The organism is Rhodanobacter sp. PCA2 (assembly GCF_013620825.1).
Classification (GTDB): domain Bacteria; phylum Pseudomonadota; class Gammaproteobacteria; order Xanthomonadales; family Rhodanobacteraceae; genus Rhodanobacter_A.
The window spans coordinates 110306-131323 of record NZ_NJIC01000019.1 but is presented as its reverse complement, the minus strand read 5'-3'; the positions used below and the strand labels follow the sequence as shown (position 1 = coordinate 131323).

The window sequence follows — 21018 nt, the reverse complement described above, 5'->3', positions numbered from 1 at the left end:
CGACGGATGCGTTCGCGTTGCTGTTCCGGTGGCGATTTGTCCGCTGCCTCGGTCATGCCCGCTCTCCTCCTGTTCGAAGGCGGCCTGCAGGTGCGCGGCGGACGGAAGCGCCGAAGCCGGCGCGACCGCGCCGCCCCGGCCGTCGCGCACGCCGCGGCCGATCGCGCCAGGGCGCGCCGTGGCGGTCGGATCGCGGAAGCCTCCCGCGATCAGATTCGCCACAGACGGCACCACCAGTCCGGCCCCACCGGCACCGCCAGTTCCGGCAGGTCGCACCACTTGCGGTGGACCAGGTAGTACATGCATTCCTGGCAACGCATCCGGTCTTCGCCGTACGGCGTATCGGTGAAACCGGACAGCACCAGCTTCCCCTCCAGGTCGTCCGCCGGCAGGCGGTTCAACTCGTCCAGCAATTGCGAGAACTCGCGCTCTGTCTCGGGGAACGGCTCGGTCTGGGTCTTCAATCCCTGTGCGAGCATCCTGCCAATGCGTTCGCGCAATTGATCGTCATCGTGGATCGACATCGTGTCCCCGTTGGCGTTGGCTGAAGGCTGGCTGGCGGCGGCTGACAGCGCCGCCGCGAATGCTATCCGATGCGGAACCTCGCCAGTTCCTTCCCGCTCTTCGCATCGTGCGCGTGCACGGTGCAAACAAGGCAGGAATCGAACGAACGTGCGACGTGGCCCACTTCCACCGGGTCGGTCGGATCGGCGATCGGCGTGCCGACCAGCGCCTCCTCGATCGGTCCGCGTGCACCCTCGGCGTCGCGCGGACCGACGTTCCAGGTGGTCGGCGCGATGATCTGGTAGTTCTTGATCTTGCCGTCCTTGAGTTCGATCCAGTGGCACAGCGCACCGCGCGCGGCTTCCGTCGCGCCCCAGCCGCGGCCGTCCCGCTCGCGCGGCTTGATGTACCACGGATCGTTGAGCTTGAACTCGCGCAGAATGCGTTCGGCCTGGCGGTACAGCTTGACCAGCTCGTGCACGCGCGCGAGCTGGCGCACGTGCACGCTCGCGCCGCCGAGCTTGCGGTAGCAGTCGAGGATGAACGGATCGCTGTGCTGCCAGTTTTCGCCGAGCTTGCCGCCGGCGACCAGCTGCCGCGCCAGCGGACCGGCCTCGAGGCGGCCGGCATCCTGGTGGCGCACCGCGGTGCCCCACGAATACTTGCCGGCATAGTCGATCGCGTTCTTCGTGGTCGGCCTGGTGACGCGGTCGAACGGGTGCACGTCGGCGCCGCCTTCGTCATACCACGCGTGCAACAGGTTCTCGCGAACGAAATCCTGCTTCATCGACGCGTGCGTGTCCGTCTTGCCGTCGTAGAGGCCGCTCTTCATGATCACCGCGTCGCTGCGGCCTTCGATGGTCGGCTTGTTGTACCTGTCCTCGTGCGGCAGGTAACCCCAGGTGACGTACTTGCCGACGCCGGCGCCATACTTCAGCAGGCCGATGTCCACACCCATGCGCCAGTAGAAGCCGAGGTCGGAGTTCGCGTGCGCCGGGCTTTCGTCGAGCCAGGCGAGGAAGTCGTCGTAGCTCTTGATCTGCTCGTAGCGCTCCAGCGAACAGCCCAGCCACAGCGGCTCCAGCCAGTTGGTCTTGAAGTACTCGAGAATGCCCCATGCGCGGGTCACGTCGGTCAGGGTGGGCGCGCTCATCACGCCGCCCGGGACCATGTAGCTGGAATGCGGCCACTGGCCGCCGAGCAGCGCGTAGATCTCGACCGGCTTGCCGGAAATGGTCACGCCGCGTTCGTAGGAAGTGCCGGTGAACGGCGCGAAGCGCTTCACCGCTTCCTCGTAGAACGGGCTCTTGCGGTAGTTCTTGTTGGTCAGGTCGATCGCGTACAGGCCGTAGAAGTAGCGCGGCACCGACTGGAGGGTCTCGGCGATCTGCCCGAGGTTGCGGGACAGGATGGCGTTGCGCGGCACCTCGGTGCCCCACGCCGTGTCGAGCGCCCACGCCGCGCACGACAGGTGCGAGGCGCCGCAGATGCCGCAGGCGCGCGGGGTGACTACAAGGCCCGCTTGCGGGTCCTTGTCACGCAGGATCACTTCGAAGCCGCGGAACAGCTCGGCCTGGGTCCACGCGCTGGTGACGACGCCGTCGCCGACTTCGACGCGAACGTCGAGGTCGCCTTCGACGCGGCCGACTGGAGAGATGTCGAGGGTCTGGATCTGTGCGGGCATGGTTTCGGTATCCTCCGGTCAAACCACGAAAATGTCTTCTTCGGCCCACTTCGGCGCGGCATTCTTCGCCGCGACGGTCAGCGCGATGTAACCCTTCTTGTCGACCCCTTGCGGCATGTCCTTGGGCACGCCCATCACTGTCTGCGTGCGGAACACGGTGCCGGGAGCGAGATCGAAGAACGGGAATTCCGGTTCGGTGCAACCCATGCAAGGCATGCCGGCCCGGGTCTTCGACGATTGCCGATTCCACAGGATGCGGTTGCATGGCGAGTGGGTCATCGGCCCGCGGCAGCCAAGGTCGTAGAACAGACAGCCCTTGCGCTGGCCGAACTCGGTGGCGCTGACCTTGTAGGCGAAATGCATGTTGCGCGTGCAGCCGGTCTGGGTGAACGACTGGAAGAAGGTCTTCGGCCGCTGGAATTCGTCCAGCGTCAGGTCGCCGCCGCGGCCCGTGGCGATGGCCACGACTATCTGGGTGATCCAGTCCGGATGCGCCGGGCAGCCGGGGATGTTGACCACCGGCAGGCCCGACTTCGACTTGAATCCGCTGCCGAGCGCTCCCCCGTTCGCGCGCTTGAGGAACTGCAAGCCCGTCGACTCGCTCGGGTTCGGCGCGGTGGCGGGGATGCCGCCCCAGGTGGCGCAGTCGCCGACCGCGACGACGAAGCTGGCGACTTTGCTCAGCGCAGCCACCCACTCCTTCATCGGCTTGCCGGCGAAGCGGTTCCATTCGCCGGTACCGTTCGGCGCATTCACCACCGTGCCCTCGAACACGAAGATGTCCAGCGGAATGGCCCCGCTGACCAGGTCGTCGAGCAGCTTGCGCAGGTTGTCGCCCAGCTCCATGCCCAGCGAGGGGTGCCACAACACGTTGATGCCGAAATCGGTCACCAGATCGCAGGCACTCGGTTCCTCGGCATTGAGGAAGGACATGGTGTTGCCGGAACATGCGCCACCTTGCAACCACAGCAGATTGGCCATTTGCCGCTCCTTAGGTCGATGACTCGCGGTGATCGAGGATCCCGACGCGTTCGGCGCGGCGGGCATATGGCGACTGGAGCAAGTCGTGTGCCAAAGCGTTCCGCTGCCGGCAGGCAATGTGTCGACCCAAGCCAATCAACAGCTTGCGTGCGTGTCCGCGAATCCGTGGCCGCGCCAGGCAACATGCTCCGCAGGCACCGACCTGCAAAGCTGCTGAGCAGTCATGCGCAAGTGCAAAGTTTGTGTACGTTGCCCACGGCCCCGGCATGGGCTCGATCGGGCTCTTTCGGAGTGGGTGCGCCCGGCCTGCAGTCCAGCCGAATGGCTGGCGCATTCCGCTGCGGCAGGTCCGCCAGTGGCGCGTTGACGTGCCGGTGGGTCGTTGCGGCCTTGCCGGTCGCCGGAGCGGCTGGCGCATGCGCCGGTGGTGGCTGATCCCGCCGGGAGCAGCCCGCGCCGCGCTGCGATCGCGGAACGCTGCGTGCGGCACCTGGTTCTCGCCACCGAACGGGCGCGTCCCGACCTGCGGCGGCTACGCCTGTGCCGGGCGACGACGGATGTCTGGGCGACGGCGGAGCCGCGCGATTGCGGGATTCCCGGCGCTCAGCGCCGGAAGTGGATTTCCTCGCCTTCGTGGTCGCGGTCCCAGCCGCGCAGTTCGTCGCGGATGTGGGCGACGCGCTGGCGACCGAGGGCGTTGCGTTCCTCGTCCAGCACCTGGCCGTCCAGCAGTTCGGCCATGCGTTGTGCGGTGGGCAGCATGGTGTCCCAGGCGTCCAGCGCAGGCAGCGGCGCGGGCAGGGTCATGAAGAAGCTGAGGCCGGGCGTGCGCATGGTGTCGAGGCGGCCCAGGTCGAAGCTGCCGGGCTTGAGCATGTTCGCGACGCTGAAGATCGGCCCCAGTTCGCGCTTGCCGTCGACGAGGCGGTGGAAGATGCCCATGTCGCCGAATTCCAGGCCGGCCTTCTCGGCCGCCACGATCAGGTCGGAACCGTTGAAGTGGCTGCCTTCGCGCGCCATCACGAACAAGGTGACGATGCGCTCCACCGCGACCTGCGCCGGCCGCCGGCCCAGGTCGGAACGCGGCGGCATGCGGGCTGCCGGCGGCGCTGCCGCCGCAGCCGGTGCGGGCGCGGGCGCCGGAGTGTGCACGGCAGCGGCCGGCGCCTCCGCCGGCGGCGACGACGGCGCGCGCAGCGCATCGACGATGGATGCGGCCTGCCCCGCCAGCTTGCCGCGCGACAACGGCGCGTTGCGCTCGCCGGCGAGCGTGGCGCCCAGGCGTTCCAGTTCCGCGCGCAGGCCCACGTCGAGTTCGCCCTGTTGCGGTTGCGGTTCGTCGGTCAGCACCGGATCGGTGGCGCTGAAGGAGAGGCCATCCTCGTCGCCGGGCTCGCCCAGCGTGGGCTCGCGACGTTCTCCGGCATGCCCCGCGCCTTGCCCGGTCGGCACGCGCCGCCTGCCCTGCTGCTCCTTCTTCGGCTGGCCGAACAGCCAGATCAGCGCGAGCACGACCACGCCGACGATCAGCAGCGGTATGCCGACCGCCGGATTCCAGGCAATGGCAAGCACGGGTTGCAGCGTCATCATCGATTCCTCGTCCAGGTCGAGCACCGCCCGCGGGCGGTTTTCGAATCCGCGAACCCGGCGGCTGGCCGGGCCCGCGTTTCAATTCATGCCGGCGCGCCGGGGCGGCTCAGGCGGTGCCCGCCAGTTTAGCCGCTTCGGCAAGGTCCACCTGCACCAGTCGCGACACGCCGGGCTCGCGCATGGTCACGCCGCACAACTGGCTGGCCGCCTCCATGGTGGCCTTGTTGTGGCTGATGAAGATGAACTGCACCCGTTCGCTCATCTCGCGCACCATGCTGGAGAAGCGGCCCACGTTCGCCTCGTCCAGCGGCGCGTCCACCTCGTCCAGCAGGCAGAACGGCGCGGGGTTCAGGTTGAAGATGGCGAACACCAGCGCCACCGCGGTCAGCGCCTTCTCGCCACCGGAGAGCAGCGAGATGTTGGACGGCCGCTTGCCGGGCGGGCGCGCCATGATCGCCACCCCGGTGTCGAGCAGGTCGTCGCCGGTGAGTTCGAGATAGGCGTGGCCGCCGCCGAACAGGCGCGGGAACAGCTCCTGCACGCCGGCGTTGACCTTGTCGAAGGTTTCCTTGAAGCGCGCGCGCGTCTCGCGGTCGATCTTCTTGATCGCGCCTTCCAGCGTTTCCATCGCGCTGGCGAGGTCGGCGAGCTGGTTGTCGAGGTAGGTCTTGCGCTCGCTCTGCTCGGCGTGTTCCTGGATCGCGGCGAGGTTCACCGGTTCCAGGCGCACGATCTTCTGCGCGAGTTCGGCCAGCTGCTGCTTCCACTGTGCCGCGTCGACGTCCTCGGCCAGCTCGGCAAGCAGGGTTTCGAGTTCCAGGCCTGAGGCGGCGATCGCCTCGGCCAGTTGCTCGGCGCGCAGTTGCAGCGCCTGCGCGGCGAGGCGCTTCTCGGACAGGCTTTCGCGCAGGCTGGCCAGGCCCTGCTCGGCGAGGTGGCGGCGCTGTTCCAGCTGGCGGAAGGCGATGTCGCATTCCTCCAGCGCGCGGCGCGCCTCGACCAGTTGCTTGTCCACCAGCAGGCGCTGGTCGAGATAGGTCTGCCGCTCGGCTTCGAGCTCGGCAATGGGATCGGAGCCGGCGGCGAGCTGCTCGGCGATCTCGCCGCGGCGCGCCTCGATCTGGCGCAACTGGTTGTCCATGCGCGCCAGCGACTGTTCCAGCGAGGCCAGCGAGGAACGCCTGGATTCCAGCGACAGCGCCAGCGCATGCGCCTGGTCGGCGGCCTCTCGCGCGTTCATGCGCGCTTCCTCGCGGGCTTCCAGCAGCGCGCGGCGCTCGTTCTCCAGCTCGCGGCGCTGGTCCTCCAGGTCGCCCATGTGGCCGACCGATTCGTCCAGCCGCGCACGCGCCTCGCGGGTCTGCCCCTGCAATTCGTCGAGTTGTTCGATCAGCGTGGACAATTCGCCGGCCACCTTCTCGCCGCGGGCCCGCGCGGTTTCCAGCTTGCCGCGATGGCTCTGCAACTGGCCGGCGAGTTCGCTCTGGCGGCGGTGCGCGTTGTACAGCTCGCGCTGGGTGTCGTCGCGGGCGCGCTCGGCCTCGAACTTGCGGGTGCGCAGGTCGTCGAGCTGCGCCGTGCATTCCTCGATGCGCGCTTCCAGTGCGGCGACCTGCTCGGTCAGGGTGCGGATCTCGCGCTCGCGCGCCAGCACGCCCACCTGGTTGCCCTGCGCGCGGCGCACTCGGGCCCAGCCCGGACCCAGCCATTCGCCGCCACGGGTGATCACCGACTGGTACGGCGCCAGCGCGGACAGGCCGGTCACGCGCTGGTGCGCCTCGTCCAGCGTCTCGGCGACGAGCACGTGGCCCAGGATGGCGATGGCCGCCGCCGGGCCGCGCACATGCGCGGCCAGCGTGCCGGCGGTGTTGGCGCCGCCTTCGCTGGCATCGAGCAGGGCGACGTCGGCGTTCTCCAGCGCGCCGAAGTCGGCGGCCAGCGCGTGCGCGCCGTCCACCAGCACGCTGTCGATGAAGCCGGCCAGCACGGTTTCCACCGCGGTTTCCCAGCCGGCTTCCACCTGCAGGGCCGCGCCGAGGCGCGGCGACTTGTCCAGGCCCAGCCGCGCCAGCCACTGGCTGGCGGCGTTCTCTTCCTGGCCCAGCGCGGCATGCTGCAGGGCTTCCAGCGAGGACTGCCGGCCGCGGGCGGTCTGCAGTTGCGAGCGCGCTTCGTTGAGCGTGGACTGCAGCTGGCGTTCCTCGTCCAGCACCTTTTCGTGGCTGGTCTTGTGCTGGTCGAGCAGGCTGCCCAGCGATTCCACCTTTTCGCGCTGGGTGTCGTGCTCCTGGTGCATCTGCTCGGCGGCGGCGTCCAGCGCGGCGAGGTCGGTGGCCTTCTGCTCGGCTTCCAGCGCCTCGCGGCGCCTGGAAAGATCGATCGCCTGGCGGTCGAGGTAGTTGAGCCGGGTGCGCTCCACTTCGGCGGCGCGGTTGGATTCGCCGGCGGTGCGGGTGTGCGTGTCCCAGCGCTGCTGCCAGTCGGCGAGCTTCGTTTCGGCGCTGCGCTGGGCTTCGGCGGTGTCGTCCTGCATCTGCTGCAGGGCTTCGAGCTTCGGTTCGCCTTCGGCCAGCGCCATGCGCAGCGTTTCGACCTGGCTGCGGTCGCCGGCGATGTGTTCGGCCAGCTCGTTGTGCTCGCGCTCGGCGTCGCCCTGAGCACGCTGCAGGCGCTCGGCGGTTTCCTTGTTGTGGCGCACCTGCTGCTCGACGCGGGCGATCTCGGCACCGACCTTGTAGACCTCGGCCTGCACCGAATTCAGGTGCTCGCCGGCCTCGGTGTGGCGCTCGCGCATGGCTTCGATCTGCGCCTCGATCTCGCGCTGGCCGGCCAGCTGCTTCTCGATCTCGATCTCGGCGGCCGAAAGCCCTGCCCCTTCGCCGTCGTGCTGGCCCTTCAGCGCGCGGTATTCCAGCGCGCGCAATTCGGCCTGCTTGCGGGTTTCCTCTTCCTTGTAGGCCTTCCAGCGCTCGGCGGCGCGGGCCTGGCGGTTGAGGTGTTCGAGCTGCTTGTCCACCTCGTCGCGCACGTCCTTCACGCGGTCGAGGTTCTCGCGGGTGGACTTGATGCGGCTCTCGGTCTCCTTGCGGCGCTCCTTGTACTTGGAGATGCCGGCGGCCTCTTCCAGGTGCGTGCGCAGTTCCTCGGGGTGCGCCTCGATGATCTGCGAGATCATGCCCTGCTCGATGATCGAGTAGCTGCGCGGGCCGAGGCCGGTGCCCAGGAACAGGTCGGTGATGTCGCGGCGGCGGCAGCGCGCGCCGTTGAGGAAGTAGAAGGATTGCCCGTCGCGCGTCACCTGGCGCTTCACCGAGATCTCGGCGTACTGGCCGTACTCGCCCTGCACCGTGCCGTCGGCGTTGTCGAAGATCAGCTCGACCGTGGCCTGCCCCACCGGCTTGCGCGAGGTGGAACCGGAGAAGATCACGTCGGTGAGCGAATCGCCGCGCAGGCGGCTGGCGGCGCTCTCGCCCATCACCCAGCGGATCGCGTCGATGATGTTGGACTTGCCGCAGCCGTTCGGCCCCACCACGCCGGTCATGTTGGCGGGGAGATGCAGCGTGGTCGGGTCGACGAAGGATTTGAAGCCGGCGAGTTTGATCGTGGTCAGGCGCATGCGGTCATCGCAAGGAAATCAGGGGGCGCCCGCGAGTTCGGGCGACAAGGCACTGTGCCAAACGCGGGCCGGTGCCGCAATGCATTTCTGTGTGATATTTCACTTGAGAAATGAACTGCATATTATTGTTTGTATTTAAAATATTACTTTGCATCTATCGACAGCGCATGGATGCCGCGATTCATCAGGTCGTCCAGCTCGGCATAGATCATCCGGTGACGCCTGATCGGCAACACCCCGGCAAATGCGGGGCTGACGATGTGCACGTGGAAATGCCCCTTGCCCTCCCCGGCATGGCCACGGTGCAGATGGCCCTCGTCGGTCACGTCCAGTTCGCTGGGCGAGAACGCCGCCGCAAGGCGCGCGCGGATCTGCTCGACCATCGCCTCGCTCATGGCAGGGTCTTGCGGAACGGCTTGATGCTCACGTCGGCGTAGACGCCGGCGTCCACGTAGGGGTCGACCTTGGCCCAGGCTTCAGCATCGGCCAGCGAGGCGAACTCGGCCACGATCATGCTGCCGGTGAAGCCGGCCGGGCCGGGATTCTCCGATTCGATCGCCGGGAACGGGCCCGCCAGCAGCATGCGGCCTTCGTCCTGCAGCTTGTTCAGGCGCTCCAGGTGCGCGGCGCGGGCAGCAAGGCGCTTGTCCAGCGTACCGGGATGGTCCTGGGCGATGATCGCAAACCACATGGGCAAGGCTCCGTTCCAAGGCGAAACGGAGATTTTACCCGACTGTGCCGAAGGCCACGCAGTGAAGTCGCCCTTTCGCCCTTGGCGGGCCCGGGAAAGGGCGACGGAGCACTCAGTCGAAACCCTTCATCACCTGCACCCACAGGCGGGTCTTGCGGTTGGCGTTGGGCAGGAGGTCCGGTGTGTTGCCGATGGGCTTGGCCACGCTCGCCGCGGCCGTCCAGCCGTGCGGACCGAACCAGTGCAGGCCAAGGCCTGCGCCGCTCAGGCGACCGCTGTTGGTGCCGCGCGTGATGTTGTCCTTGTAGACCGTCACGCGCCCGGTGTCGCCGAACAACGAAGCCTGCCAGCGGCCCGGCACGCCAGGCACGCTGAAGTCGTGGCGGTATTCCAGGGAGAACAGATTGCCCTGCGAACCGGCCAGCACACCCACATCGTAGCCACGCACGTTGTTGGGGCCACCAAGGAAGAACTGCTCCGAGGTGTCGAGGTTCTTGCTCGCCCACTGCTGGCTGAAGCCTGCATACAACGCATCGGCGTCGCCCAGGCGTTGCAGTCGGGACAGCGAGAAGCTGTATTTGTTGTAGGAGCCCTGCGTGCGCGAGGTGATCCAGTCGATCAGGTTGGCGAGACCGTTGGTATAGGTGATGTCGCCATGCGACATGCCCAGGCTGTAATTGGTAATGCCATGCGCGTCGCGCTCGTCGCCGGCCAGGGTGGCCACCCATACGTTGGCCTGGCGGTCGTTGTTGATCGCGACGAGGCCGATATCGTCCTTCAGCAGCTTGTGGTCGAACTCGATCTGTCCATACAGATTTGCTGCCGTGTTGCGCACGATGGGCTGGGTCAGGGTCAGGCTGCCCACCAGCGCCGAGCCGTAGGCATCCAGCGGGGAAAGTTGACCGCCAAGGTGGTAATGCAGTGACGAGACGCCGCCACGCAACGTGGTGCCCTGCCCGTTCAGCAGCCAGCGGTAGCCGCCCTGGAAGTAGTTCATGCCGCCGCCGGAACTGGCCGCGCTGAAGTCGAGCAGGTCGCCCATGTGCAGCAGGCCGTTGACGGCGAAGCTGCCGGTGGCGCGGGCACGGCCGGTGGATTCGTTGCCGTAGTCGTCCAGGCCCAGCGTGCCGGTGTATCGCTGTGCCGTGGTCACGCCGACCAGCAGGTCGGATGTGCCCTGCTCGTCGCCCGGTTGTATCGCGGAGCTGGCCTGTGCGCCGGGGATGTCGGAGAGCAGCAGCAGGCTGCGTTCCAGGGTGTGGTTCGATACCGGCTGGCCCGGCTGCAGCGGCGCCAGCGCGGCCTTAAGCGGGCCATCCTTCACGGCGCTTTGGTTGTCCAGCACCACCTTGCCGTAACGGGCTTCGACCACCGCGAGCTTCACCACGCCGTCGACCATGGTCTGTGCCGGCACATAAACGCGCACCAGCGGATAGCCGGCCTGCAGGTAAGCCGTGCTGATGCTGTCGGCAAGATTTTCGAGGGCGCCCAGCGTGATCTGCTTGCCCTCGTAACCCGCCGCCAGCGAGCGCAGCCGCGCCTCGGGCAACAAGGTATTGCCGACGATCTGGATGCTCCTGACCATGAAGGCGCGCGAATCGGCTGCCGGCGGCTTTTCCGGACGCCGCATGCGCAGGTCGAGGTCGGACGACGGCACCGTCGACGGCTGTTGCGGCACCTGCTGCAACAGCATGCCGCTGTTGGGGATCTGCATTGGCACGCCGGGGGGGACCGACTGGGCTTGCGCCACGCCGGACAGCGCCAGCGACATCATGACGGCCAACGCGCCGCGGCGCGGTACGGGACAAGACTTGATCTGCATGAATTTCACTTGAAGACGGTTGACGAGAGGGAGGCGGATCGTGCGAGGCAGACGGCTCGGCGCATTCATGGCAGGGCCATCACGGACGCGCGAACGCCGCCATCGATCACCTTGAGCGACAGGCCTGAGGCGAAGTCGCTGCGCGACACGTTGCGTTCCACCGGGCGATGCAGGCGTTTCTTGTTGCCGGTATACGGGCCCACCTGATCCTGCTGGGCAACGCCGTAAGGGGTGGCGAGTTCGACCGGACCCAGCACGCTGCCCAACTGCGCCAGCGTGCCGTCGGCGATGCCGAAGGCCGACGGGCGTGCGCCGGTGATATCGGCCGCGGTGTAGGCCACGGCGCCGGGATTGGCAATGACGTAATTGCCCGCATCGGCACCGGTCAGTACCAGCCCCGTCACCGTCACCGTCGTGGCATGGGCAACGTCGGGCCGGGCGAAGTGCGCCGCCCCGTAACCGAAGCCCAACTGGTCGCCCGGCCGTGCGCCATCGCTACCCAGCGTCACCTCGGCGATCGTGGTGGCGTCGTACATCTTGTCGGCGCCGGTGGCGTCGACCACGATGGCCAGAGGCGTGACCGCGAGCGTGTCGGAGCCGCCTGCCAGGGTGTAGTTCCGCGCCAGGCCGCCGTTGCCGCCATCGGCAAGCGTCAACGTGCCCAGCCCGAACCGCGCACCGGCATAGGTGCCGACGTCCTTGCTGGCCAACTGCCCCGTGCCCTTCAGCACCAGCGACTCGCCGTTGATGCCGGCAAGCACGCCATTGGTGCCGAACAGGGCGGCGTTCGCGTTTGCCGTGGCGTCGTACACGCGCGTGCCGCGGAGGTCGAGCACCACCGGAACGATGGTGCCCGCGATGTTCGAAGGCTGTACCAGCACGTAGTTGCCGGCATCGGCGCCACCGATCGTCATGCCGGTACTGACGCCGATGCCGACAGCCGCATCCGGGGAGGCAAACGTGCCCGTGGCGGCAGCGCCCAGCGTCACGGCGTCCTGGCCCAGCACCCCGGCAAGTTGCGAACCGTCGAGGCTGGCCACGGTATTGCCGTCGTAGGTCTTGGTGGCCACCGTGGTGCCGACGACGGTCAATGCGGCCGGTGTGATCGTCAGCATGTCGGTACCACCCGCCAGCGTGTAGTTGCCGGCCATGCCGCCATTGCTGCCATCAGCCAGCGTCAGGCCATTCAAGTCCGTGAGCGCCTTGCTCGTGCCGACGTTCTTGTCGCCCACTTGCCCCGTGCCGCCCAGCACGATCGTCTCGTTGCCCACAAGGCCGCGAATGGTCGTGAGGTCGCTGGCGGCCGCGTTGGCCGTGCCGTCGTACACGCGCGTGCCGCTCAGACTCAGAACGGCCCTGGCGATATCCGCCGTGGTCGTTGCCGTGGCATTGACTGTGTAGTTGAGCGCGTCCGCGCCGCCCGCCGTGATGCCGCTCACGGTCACCGTCTTGCCGGCGCCTGCGTTGGGATCGGCAAAGGCCGCACCCGTGCCGGCAAAGTCCACCGCGTCGTTGCCGATGACACCGTTGCTTGCCAGCGAGATCAGCGTCGCCGCAGTGCTGCCGTCGTAGATCTTGCTGGCTGCCGTCGCCGCGACCGCGATCACCTTCGGCGTGATCGCCAGCGTGTCGGTGCCGCCCACCAGCGTGTAGTTGCCGGCCAGGCCGCCGTTGCTGCCATCGGACAGCGTCAGCGAGCCCAAGCCGAAGTCGGCACCGGTATAGTTGCCCACGTTCTTGCTCGCCAGCCGCCCCGTGCCACTGAGCACCACCGTCTCGCCGTTCACGCCCGTCGCAAGGACACCGTTGTTGCCAAACAGGCTGGCGTCGACATCCCTGGTCGCGTCATATGTGCGCGTGCCAGTGAGATCGAGGATGGCCTTGCCGACAGCAAGCGCACCGTCGACATAGCTGATGGTGTAGTTGCCGCTGCTCAGGCCGCTCGCCGCGATGCCGTAGTTGCCGGCGTTGATCGCGCCCTGCGAGCTACCGCCATAGACAAGGCTGCCACCCAGGACGCTCGCGGTTTCGCCGTTGACGAAGCCCTGGTAGGCCACGCCGTTGCCGCCGGCATAGGCCTGACCGTCGTAGGTCTTGCCGGCATCGTTCGCGGTCACCGTCAGTGCCGCCTTGCCGACATCGAGCGCACCGTCGACATAGCTGATGGCGTAGTTGCCGCTGCTCAGGCCGCTCGCCGCGATGCCGTAGTTGCCGGCGTTGATCGCGCCCTGAGAGGTGCCGCCGTAGACAAGGCTGCCGCCCAGGACGCTCGCGGTTTCGCCGTTGACGAAGCCCTGGTAGGCCACGCCGTTGCCGCCGGCGTAGGCCTGACCGTCGTAGGTCTTGCCGGCATCGTTCGCGGTCACCGTCAGTGCCGCCTTGCCGACATCGAGCGCACCGTCGACATAGCTGATGGCGTAGTTGCCGCTGCTCAGGCCGCTCGCCGCGATGCCGTAGTTGCCGGCGTTGATCGCGCCCTGAGAGGTGCCGCCGTAGACAAGGCTGCCGCCCAGGACGCTCGCGGTTTCGCCGTTGACGAAGCCCTGGTAGGCCACGCCGTTGCCGCCGGCGTAGGCCTGACCGTCGTAGGTCTTGCCGGCATCGTTCGCGGTCACCGTCAGTGCCGCCTTGCCGACATCGAGCGCACCGTCGACATAGCTGATGGCGTAGTTGCCGCTGCTCAGGCCGCTCGCCGCGATGCCGTAGTTGCCGGCGTTGATCGCGCCCTGAGAGGTGCCGCCGTAGACAAGGCTGCCGCCCAGGACGCTCGCGGTTTCGCCGTTGACGAAGCCCTGGTAGGCCACGCCGTTGCCGCCGGCGTAGGCCTGACCGTCGTAGGTCTTGCCGGCATCGTTCGCGGTCACCGTCAGCGCCGCCTTGTTGATCAGGCCCGCAAGGCCAACGGGCTGCACGAGGATGTAGTTGTCCTTGTCCACCCCGCTGATGCTCATGCTGGTGCTGACGTTCTGCGTGCCCGCATTGGCCGAGGCGTAGGCGCCGGTCGTGCCGTTGTTCAGCGTCACGTTGTCCAGCGTGCCGCTGCCATTGCTCAGCAAACCGACCAGTGTCGAGCCGCTCAGCACGGCATCGTTGGCCCGGCCGTTGTAGATCTTGTCTGCCACTGTGCTGCCGGTGACGGTCAGCGTGGCCTTGGTGATGACCAGCGAATCGCTTCCGCCCAGCAGCGTGTAGTTGCTGGCGGCGCCCGTATTGTTGCCCAGTGCCAGCGTACCGAGGTTGAAACCCTGGCCGTTGGTCGGATTGCCGCCGACGCCCGTGCCGCTGTACGGCACGACGCCGTTCACATTCTTGTTCGATACCACGCCCGAGCCGGTCAGGCTCAGCACTTCGCCGTGCACGCCATTGATCGTGCCGTTCATGTTGCCGAACAGCCCGGCGTCCGCGTCGGTTTTCGCGTCGTACACGCGTGTGCCGGCGAGGCTTATCACGTGCGGAATGATGATGAACTGGTTGCCCGTGGCGGCCAGCGTGTAGTTGCCGGCGGCGGTGCCTCCGAGGACCAGGCTGCTGTTGAAACCGCCGCCATTGTCACTGTAGGTGCCGACGTTCGCACTTGTCAGCGTGGAGCCGTTGCCGGTCACGGTCAGGTTGCCCAGATCGCCGGAGTACACATTGCCGGTCGAGACCCCCCAGCACTCGTTGCCGGCAGCACAGGCAGCGGGCACGCCGTTGACGAGGGCGATGCCGCCGTTTCCGTTCACCGATGCGGTGCCGTCGTACTGGCGCACGCCGGCCAGGTTGATGACTGCCTTGTTGATGCCGTAGGTGTCGCTGCCACCCGTCAAGGTGTAGTTGTTGGTGTTGCCGCTGATGGAAACCAGCGCCAGTCCGCCAACGCCGATCTGCGTGCTGCCCGATGGCGTACCGACGACGCCGCTGGCGGCTCCGCCGTAGCTGCCGGCGTTGGCGCTGCTCAGCAAACCGCTGCCGCTCAGCGTGAACCTGTCGGTGCCGACGCCGTTGAAGGTGCTGGTGCCCGAAACCACGTCGACGAGATCGGCCGCATTGACATTCCTGCTGCCGTCATAGCTGCGACTGCCGGTGAAGCTGAGCACGTAGGGCGCGATGGTGATGCCGCCAGCCAGCGTGTAGTTGCTGGTCTTGGCCGTGCCGTTGCCCGCCAGCGCAAGACCGGCAATGCCGCCACCGCCGGTGGCGAACGCCACCTGCGCCGGGTTGCTGCTCGTGCCGGCCACGTTGGCGGAAGTCAACGCGCCCGTGCCGGTGCCAGCGAGATTCAGCGTTTCGCCATTGGCGCCGGTCAGCGTCACGCAATCGGTACCGCAACTGGTCGTGCTGGAACCGTTGACCTTGGTGATCAGGTCCGCATCGGCATTGGCCGTGCCGTCGTACACGCGCGTACCGGTCAGGGCAAGCACCATTGGCGTGACCTGGAACGTGTTGCCCGTGGAGGCAATCGCGTAATTGGCATTGCTCAAGGCCAGACCGGCGGCATCGAACAGGCCGCTGCCGGTGCCGTCGCTGTGATACGAGCCCACATCCGCGGACGCCAACACGCCGGTGCCGCCGTTCACCTTGACCGTGTCGCCGCTCACCACGCCGGAGTTCGGATCCCCCGATACGGCCGCGACCGGGTTCCAGGCGATGGCGCCGCTGTTGCCGAGCGCCGTGCCCAGGCCGTTGTACTGGCGCAAGCCACTGATGACGACCGGGCGTTTGGCGATGTCGCCGGTCAACCCTGCGGGCTGCACGAGCTGGTAGTTGCCGGCGTCGGCGCCGCCGATGTCGGACGTCGGGATGCTGACGGCTTTGCCCAAGCCGGCGTTCTTGTTGTTGAACGTACCGGCGATGTTGCCGCCGGCGTCGGTGGCCAAGGTGAGCACATCGCTGCCGAGCACATCGCCCTTCGCGTTGCCTCTCGTCAGCGAAGCGCCGGTCACCACGGCGGCCGTGGTGCCGTCGTAGACCTTCTGTGCGACTGCGCCTACATTGATGTTCAACGGCGCCCGGGTGATGGTGTACGTATCGATGCCGCCCATCAGCGTGTAGTTGCTCGCGTCGCCGGCGACGGCCTGCAAGGCCAGCGTGCCAAGGCCGAAACCCGCGCCCGTGTAAGTGCCCACGTTCTTGCCCGAGGCGACGCCCTGGCCCGTCACCGTGAAATGGTCGCCATTGAGGCCGTACAGCGTGCCGAACACGCTGGCATCGTCGTTGTTGGTGACATTGCCGGAGAGGCTGGCGTAGATGTTGGCGGTGGCGTCGTATACCCGCGAGGCACTGAGGTTGAGCACCAGCGGGGTGATGACGCCGACATTCCCTGTCACCGAGGTCGGCAACGCATAGTTCGACAACGACGTGCCGCTGCCGGGCTGCCAGTCGGACGACACCAGGTTGGCGGTGACATTGGTGAAACCGTTGCCGCCGGCAACGGGGTTGCCGCTGCCGTCCACGGTGGCAGCGGCGGAGGCGTACGACGCCGAATGCGTCTGGGTGATGGTGGCACCCTCGCCGTTGATCCAGCCGGAGGTGTGGTAGCCGGCCGACGTGTTGCCGGAGGACTGGTTGTTGCCCGTGGGAATGGTGATGGAGGTCGTGCCGTCGTACACCTTCCGGATGGGGCCATCGAGCGAGAGCGCGATCTGCGCCTGCATGATGTTGGCGCTGAGGTCGACGGGTTGCGCCAGTACGTAGTTGCCCGCCGCGCTGCCGTCCAGCGTGAAGCCGCTGGCGACGACGGCGATCTTCCTGCCCGTGGCCGACAGGAAATTGCCAGATGGATCCGCATTCGCGCTGGACGTGGCAAACGTGCCCGTGCCGCTTGACTGGTTCAGCGCGACGCTGCCCGAATCCTGGCTCAGCAAACCCCTGACCGACGAGCCGGTGCCGCTGGCCTGTTCGAGTGTGGGCGTGGCGAAGGTGAACGTGGCCGCTGTGGTGCCGTCGTAGGTCTTGCTGTTGGCCGTGAGCCCGCTGACCATCAAGGGTCGTGGAGTGATGTTGGCCATGAGAGCAGGCAAATGAAGGGTGTAATTGCCCGCCGAGCTTCCGCCAAGGCTGAAGACCGTGGTCACCGCCCGGCCGTTGCCGGCGTTCGCGCCCGCGAACGTGCCGCCAACCGGCGAGCCGCTGGCAGTGAAGGTCCCGTTGCTGTTGGCGACGATGGTGCCGCCCGTGCTGCTGCCGATGCCATCGGCCGTGCTGGCCGTGGCGTTGCCGATGCCCAGCGTGATGGCGCTGGCGTTCTTGTCCACGTCGGCAAGGCCGGCCAACTGGCCATTGCCGATGTTGATCAGGGCGCCATTGCCGCCGTCGTAAATCTTGTCCTGCGCGTACACCCCGTTGACATACAGCGGCGCAGGCGTGATCCGACCGACGTTCTGGTCGATGTCGTAGACCAGCCGATAATTGCTCAGCAGCGTGCTGCCGATGGGAGCGTAATTGTTCGAGGTGAGCGTGCCCTTCACTTCGATGTTGCCGAGCACGTTGCCGTTGATGTCGCGTGCAACGTTCGGCGAACCGTAGGCGAACGACGCCGTGGGGGTGATGACGGCTCCCTCGCCGCTGACCCAGCCACCGTCCTTGGCGCCGCTGGCGTCGTTGTTGGCGTAACCGTAAACGTTGAAATTGCCATTGCCGAGCGGCAGCACGGCGGTGTTGCCGTCGTACTGCTTGGTGACGCCACTGAGCGTGACGTACAGCTCCTTCTGCTGGATGACCCCGCTGCCGTAGGCCGTGATGGACCAGTCCGCGTTCGCCAGCGTGTGGCCCGCGACACCGTCGTAGGTGTAGTTGCCGAGGCAAGCCGTGCCGCCGCCGGCACAGGTGAAACCGACGTTCGAGCCGTTCAACAGGGCGCTGATCGGTTGCGTTCCGGTGTTCCTGGTGGCGAAGGTGCCGGAGACGGGAGCGGTCACGGTGCCGCCGTCGCCATTCAGGAAACCGCCAAACACGATGTTGCCCTGGCCGAGCGCGATCGCGGTGGTGCCGTCGTAGACCTTGGTGACGCCATTGATTCCTGCCGCAATCTGCCCTGTCACGCCCCTGGGCGTGATGGTGCCGAAGCCCAGGGCCGTGGTCGGCAGGATGTAGTTGCCCAGCGAGCCGGCGGGGTTGCCGTTGCCTGCCGTGAACTGGTAGTTGCCGCTGGTCAGCGTTGCGGCCACGCCCCACATGCCGGCATTGCTCTCGGGGGTCCCCGGGGAGCCGTTGTAATAGCCGGCCACGAAGGGGCCGACCAGATTGATGGTTTCCCCGGGGATCACGCCGCTCAGCATGAAATTGCCCGCGGTCAACGAGGCGATGCTGTTGCCGTCGTAGACCTTGGACGGGTTGCCGTCGATGAGCAGCGACAGCGGTGCCTGGGTGATCCTGCCGGTGCCGGTGACGATGGTGTTGAAGCTGTAGTTGCCGGCCTTGGCGCCGTTGGCGAAGTCGAGGTCGGACGACTGCAGCGCGCTCGTGACATCGTAGGTGCCGACGTTGGGCGCCCCGCTGCCGTTGTAGGTCGCCGGCGTCTGGATCACCGACACCTGCTCGCTGCCCACCATTCCCGTGACGATGAAATCGCTGCCCTTCAACGTGGCGTAGTTGGTGCCGTCGTAGATCTTGTCGGGAGAGGTGCCCGGGTTGAATGCGATGGTGAGCGTTGCCGGGACGATGTTGGCGATGAGCGCGGCCGGGGCGGCGGATGTACCGCCCTGCACGCTGCCGACCGAGTAGTTGTCGTTGACGCTGCCGTCCATGTTCCTGACGGCAAGACCGCCGACCGTCACCGCAAGGCCGCTGCCCACGTCGGACTGGCTGAAGTTGCCGACGACGTTGGCCTGGTCGAGCCTGAGGCTGTCGTTGCCTTGCGTGCCGGTGAATGTGGCGCCGCCGAGGTTCAGTTCGCCGGAAGTGGTGGCGGTCTTGCCGTCGTAGACCTTGTTGCCCACCGTTGCGCCGTACACCTGCAACTGCGCCCTGGCGATGTTGGCCGTGAGGTTCGCCGGCACGATCAGGTTGTAGTTCGTCACCTTGACGGCGTCGCCGGTCAGCACGAAACCGCCGAGCGTGACGACCTTGCCGTTGCCGGCATTGGCATCGGCGAAATTGCCGACGCCGTGGCTGGCGTCGAGCGCCACGTTGTCGCCGTTGACGATGCCGTAGATGCTGGCGTTGCTGGTGTCCAGCAAGTCCCTCGTGCTGGTGTCGTAGGTCTTGTCCCGGGCGAGCACGCCGCTCAGGTACACCGGCGCCTGCGTGATGGCGCCCGTGCCGGTGGCCATGAGCCCGGTGAGGTCGTAGTTGGAAAGCTTGGTGCCGGCGCCGGCAACGAAGTTGGCGCTGCTGAAGATGGCGGAAATCGGCACGTCGCCGCCACCGCCTGCGACGATGGTGCCACCCAGGGTATTGACGTCCACGATGGGAATGATGCTGTTGCCGCTGACGGTGCCGTAGCCGACCTGGCTGGGCTGGTTCACCGTGACGCTCTGCCCCGCCACGAGTCCATTGATCTTGTAGTTCAGCGAGTTGAGCGTGGCGGCGTTGGTGCCGTCGTACACCTTGGAGAGGGAGTTGGCCCCGGCGCTGGCCGACGGGCCGACGATGCTGATGGTCAGGGTCGCCGGGTTGATCGCGCCGGTATTGGCGCTGGCCCCACCGGCCACGGTATAGCCATACACAGGGGTGGTGCCATTGAGGATGGCGTAGGCGGAACCGGTCGTGGGAGCGGTGACGGTGAGGCCGGTGCCCGCATCCGACTGGCCGTAGCCGCCGCTGATGGCCGTGAGGGCATCGCCGTTGCCGCCGCCGCTCAACGTGTAGTTGAGCTCGTTGACCAGAAGGTTGCTGGTGCCGTCGTAGCTCTTGGCAGGGGTACCGTTGGCACCCGCCCTGAAACCCGCGATGTTGATCGTTGCCGCGGCGCTGTAGAACAGGCCATTGCCGGTGGCTCCGGGGGCCGCTGCCGCGCCCGCTGCGGCGTTGTACTGGATGAAGCCGGGCCTGAGGCCGCCCAGCGTGTTGGCGGTCGGGCGGACGCTGTAGATCGCCCAGTGGCCCGCCAGGGCATTGGCGCCTGCGTTGTTGACGAAGGCATTGCCCGCTTCGAGCACCGTCTTGCCGCTGCCCGAATTGGCGATGGCGGCGTTGAGATTGACGTTGTGGTAGGCGTCCAGCGTCAGCGTGGCGGCGGAGTTCCAGCTGATGGCCGCATTGACGTTGATGTCGCCGTTGCCGGTGGACTGGTTGCCGATGCCGCTGGCGCCCGTGGCCGTGGTCTGCTGGATGACGTTGGTGCCGCCGTTCAGCGTGGTGGCAATGGTGTTGGCCGCGGCGCTGTCGATGGTGAGATCGACCGGATCGACCAGCCAGGTGCCGCCCTTGCCGCCGGCCGACGCCGACGTGACAGCGGCATCCGTCGCCAGCGCGAAATGCGCTGCGGAGGTTTCGATCCGGCCGCCATTGCCGCCATTCGGCGCGCTGGCGTCCAGCGTGCCGCCCACGTTCACCGTACCGGCATCCATCCCGCCCAGCAGGGTGATGGTGCCGTTGCGGTCCTGCACGGTTTGCGCCTGCACCGTGCCGGTGTTGTTGACTGCGCTGGCGACCAGCGAATTGCGCGCACCCGCCGTCATCAGCACGTTGCCGCCGTTGGCGACGATGAGCTGGCGGTTCTCGACGAGGCTGCGGACGGTGTTGGCGTCCACCACCAGGTGCATCAGGTGGTTGTCGGCAAAGGTCAGCGTCATCGCCGTGCCGCCGCCCAGCGCCACGGTGCCCAGCTGCGCGCGGATGCTGCCCTGGTTGGAAACCGCGTTGCCCAGCAACGCCACGTAACCGCCCTGCGCGGCCGTGATGCTGCCCTTGTTGACCACGCTGCCACGGCCATTGCCGGCGAAGCGCACCTTGTCCGTGCCAAGGGTGTCGTCGTCGAGATCGAGCGTGGAAGCGACGATGCCGCCCACGTTCACCTGCGCCCCCTGCCCGAACAGCACCCCGTTGGGGTTGATCAGCCACACCTGGCCGTTTGCGTCGAGATGGCCGTAGATCTCGCTGGCAGTGTTGCCCAGGATGCGGTTGACCGCGATGGAACTGCTGCCCGGCTGCACAAATTCGACCGTCTGGCTGGCGCCGATGTCGAAGCTCTGCCAGTTCAGCGACAGGGT

The 21018-nt window shown here is 67.2% G+C and carries 10 protein-coding genes; all 10 read right to left on the bottom strand.

The window, feature by feature from the left end; genetic code table 11:
* Positions 1–222, bottom strand: a 222-nt coding sequence (locus PCA_RS17390; RefSeq protein ID WP_219918610.1) for a hypothetical protein, incomplete at its 3' end; no start/stop codon positions are given.
* Complete coding sequence (locus PCA_RS07650; RefSeq protein WP_181301996.1) at positions 210–524, bottom strand: hypothetical protein; 315 nt, start codon at positions 522–524, stop codon at positions 210–212. The genes PCA_RS07650 and PCA_RS17390, both read right to left, overlap by 13 nt.
* Positions 525–586: 62 nt before the next feature.
* The gene (locus tag PCA_RS07645) at positions 587–2188 is read right to left on the bottom strand and encodes a nickel-dependent hydrogenase large subunit (protein WP_181301995.1); all 1602 of its coding nucleotides are present in this window, start codon (positions 2186–2188) and stop codon (positions 587–589) included.
* Between the two features lie 18 nt (positions 2189–2206).
* A complete protein-coding gene (locus PCA_RS07640) occupies positions 2207–3169 on the bottom strand; it encodes a hydrogenase (RefSeq protein ID WP_181301994.1) in 963 nt (320 codons plus the stop codon).
* A gap of 603 nt (positions 3170–3772) precedes the next feature.
* Positions 3773–4756 (bottom strand): cell division protein ZipA, encoded by a 984-nt coding sequence (zipA, locus tag PCA_RS07635; protein ID WP_181301993.1) that lies wholly within the window; start codon positions 4754–4756, stop codon positions 3773–3775.
* Positions 4757–4865: 109 nt separating this feature from the next.
* A complete protein-coding gene (gene smc, locus PCA_RS07630) occupies positions 4866–8375 on the bottom strand; it encodes a chromosome segregation protein SMC (RefSeq protein WP_181301992.1) in 3510 nt (1169 codons plus the stop codon).
* 143 nt (positions 8376–8518) lie between these two features.
* Positions 8519–8770: a BolA family protein gene (locus PCA_RS07625; protein ID WP_181301991.1), complete on the bottom strand. Its 252-nt coding sequence runs from the start codon at positions 8768–8770 to the stop codon at positions 8519–8521.
* Positions 8767–9066 (bottom strand): YciI family protein, encoded by a 300-nt coding sequence (locus tag PCA_RS07620; RefSeq protein WP_181301990.1) that lies wholly within the window; start codon positions 9064–9066, stop codon positions 8767–8769. The genes PCA_RS07625 and PCA_RS07620 overlap by 4 nt, the downstream gene beginning before the upstream one ends.
* Positions 9067–9178: 112 nt before the next feature.
* Positions 9179–10780, bottom strand: a complete 1602-nt coding sequence (locus tag PCA_RS07615; RefSeq protein ID WP_181301989.1) for a ShlB/FhaC/HecB family hemolysin secretion/activation protein — start codon at positions 10778–10780, stop codon at positions 9179–9181.
* Positions 10781–10953: 173 nt separating this feature from the next.
* Positions 10954–21009: a YDG domain-containing protein gene (locus tag PCA_RS07610; RefSeq protein WP_255436735.1), complete on the bottom strand. Its 10056-nt coding sequence runs from the start codon at positions 21007–21009 to the stop codon at positions 10954–10956.
* Positions 21010–21018: the final 9 nt, after the last annotated feature.

Excerpts from the sequence above, each read along its gene's own strand:
- PCA_RS07650 (WP_181301996.1), bottom strand. The coding sequence starts at position 524 with ATGTCGATCCACGATGACGATCAATTGCGCGAACGCATTGGCAGGATG.
- PCA_RS07645 (WP_181301995.1), bottom strand. The coding sequence starts at position 2,188 with ATGCCCGCACAGATCCAGACCCTCGACATCTCTCCAGTCGGCCGCGTC.
- PCA_RS07640 (WP_181301994.1), bottom strand. The coding sequence starts at position 3,169 with ATGGCCAATCTGCTGTGGTTGCAAGGTGGCGCATGTTCCGGCAACACC.
- zipA (WP_181301993.1), bottom strand. The coding sequence starts at position 4,756 with ATGACGCTGCAACCCGTGCTTGCCATTGCCTGGAATCCGGCGGTCGGC.
- smc (WP_181301992.1), bottom strand. The coding sequence starts at position 8,375 with ATGCGCCTGACCACGATCAAACTCGCCGGCTTCAAATCCTTCGTCGAC.
- PCA_RS07625 (WP_181301991.1), bottom strand. The coding sequence starts at position 8,770 with ATGAGCGAGGCGATGGTCGAGCAGATCCGCGCGCGCCTTGCGGCGGCG.
- PCA_RS07620 (WP_181301990.1), bottom strand. The coding sequence starts at position 9,066 with ATGTGGTTTGCGATCATCGCCCAGGACCATCCCGGTACGCTGGACAAG.
- PCA_RS07615 (WP_181301989.1), bottom strand. The coding sequence starts at position 10,780 with ATGCAGATCCCCAACAGCGGCATGCTGTTGCAGCAGGTGCCGCAACAG.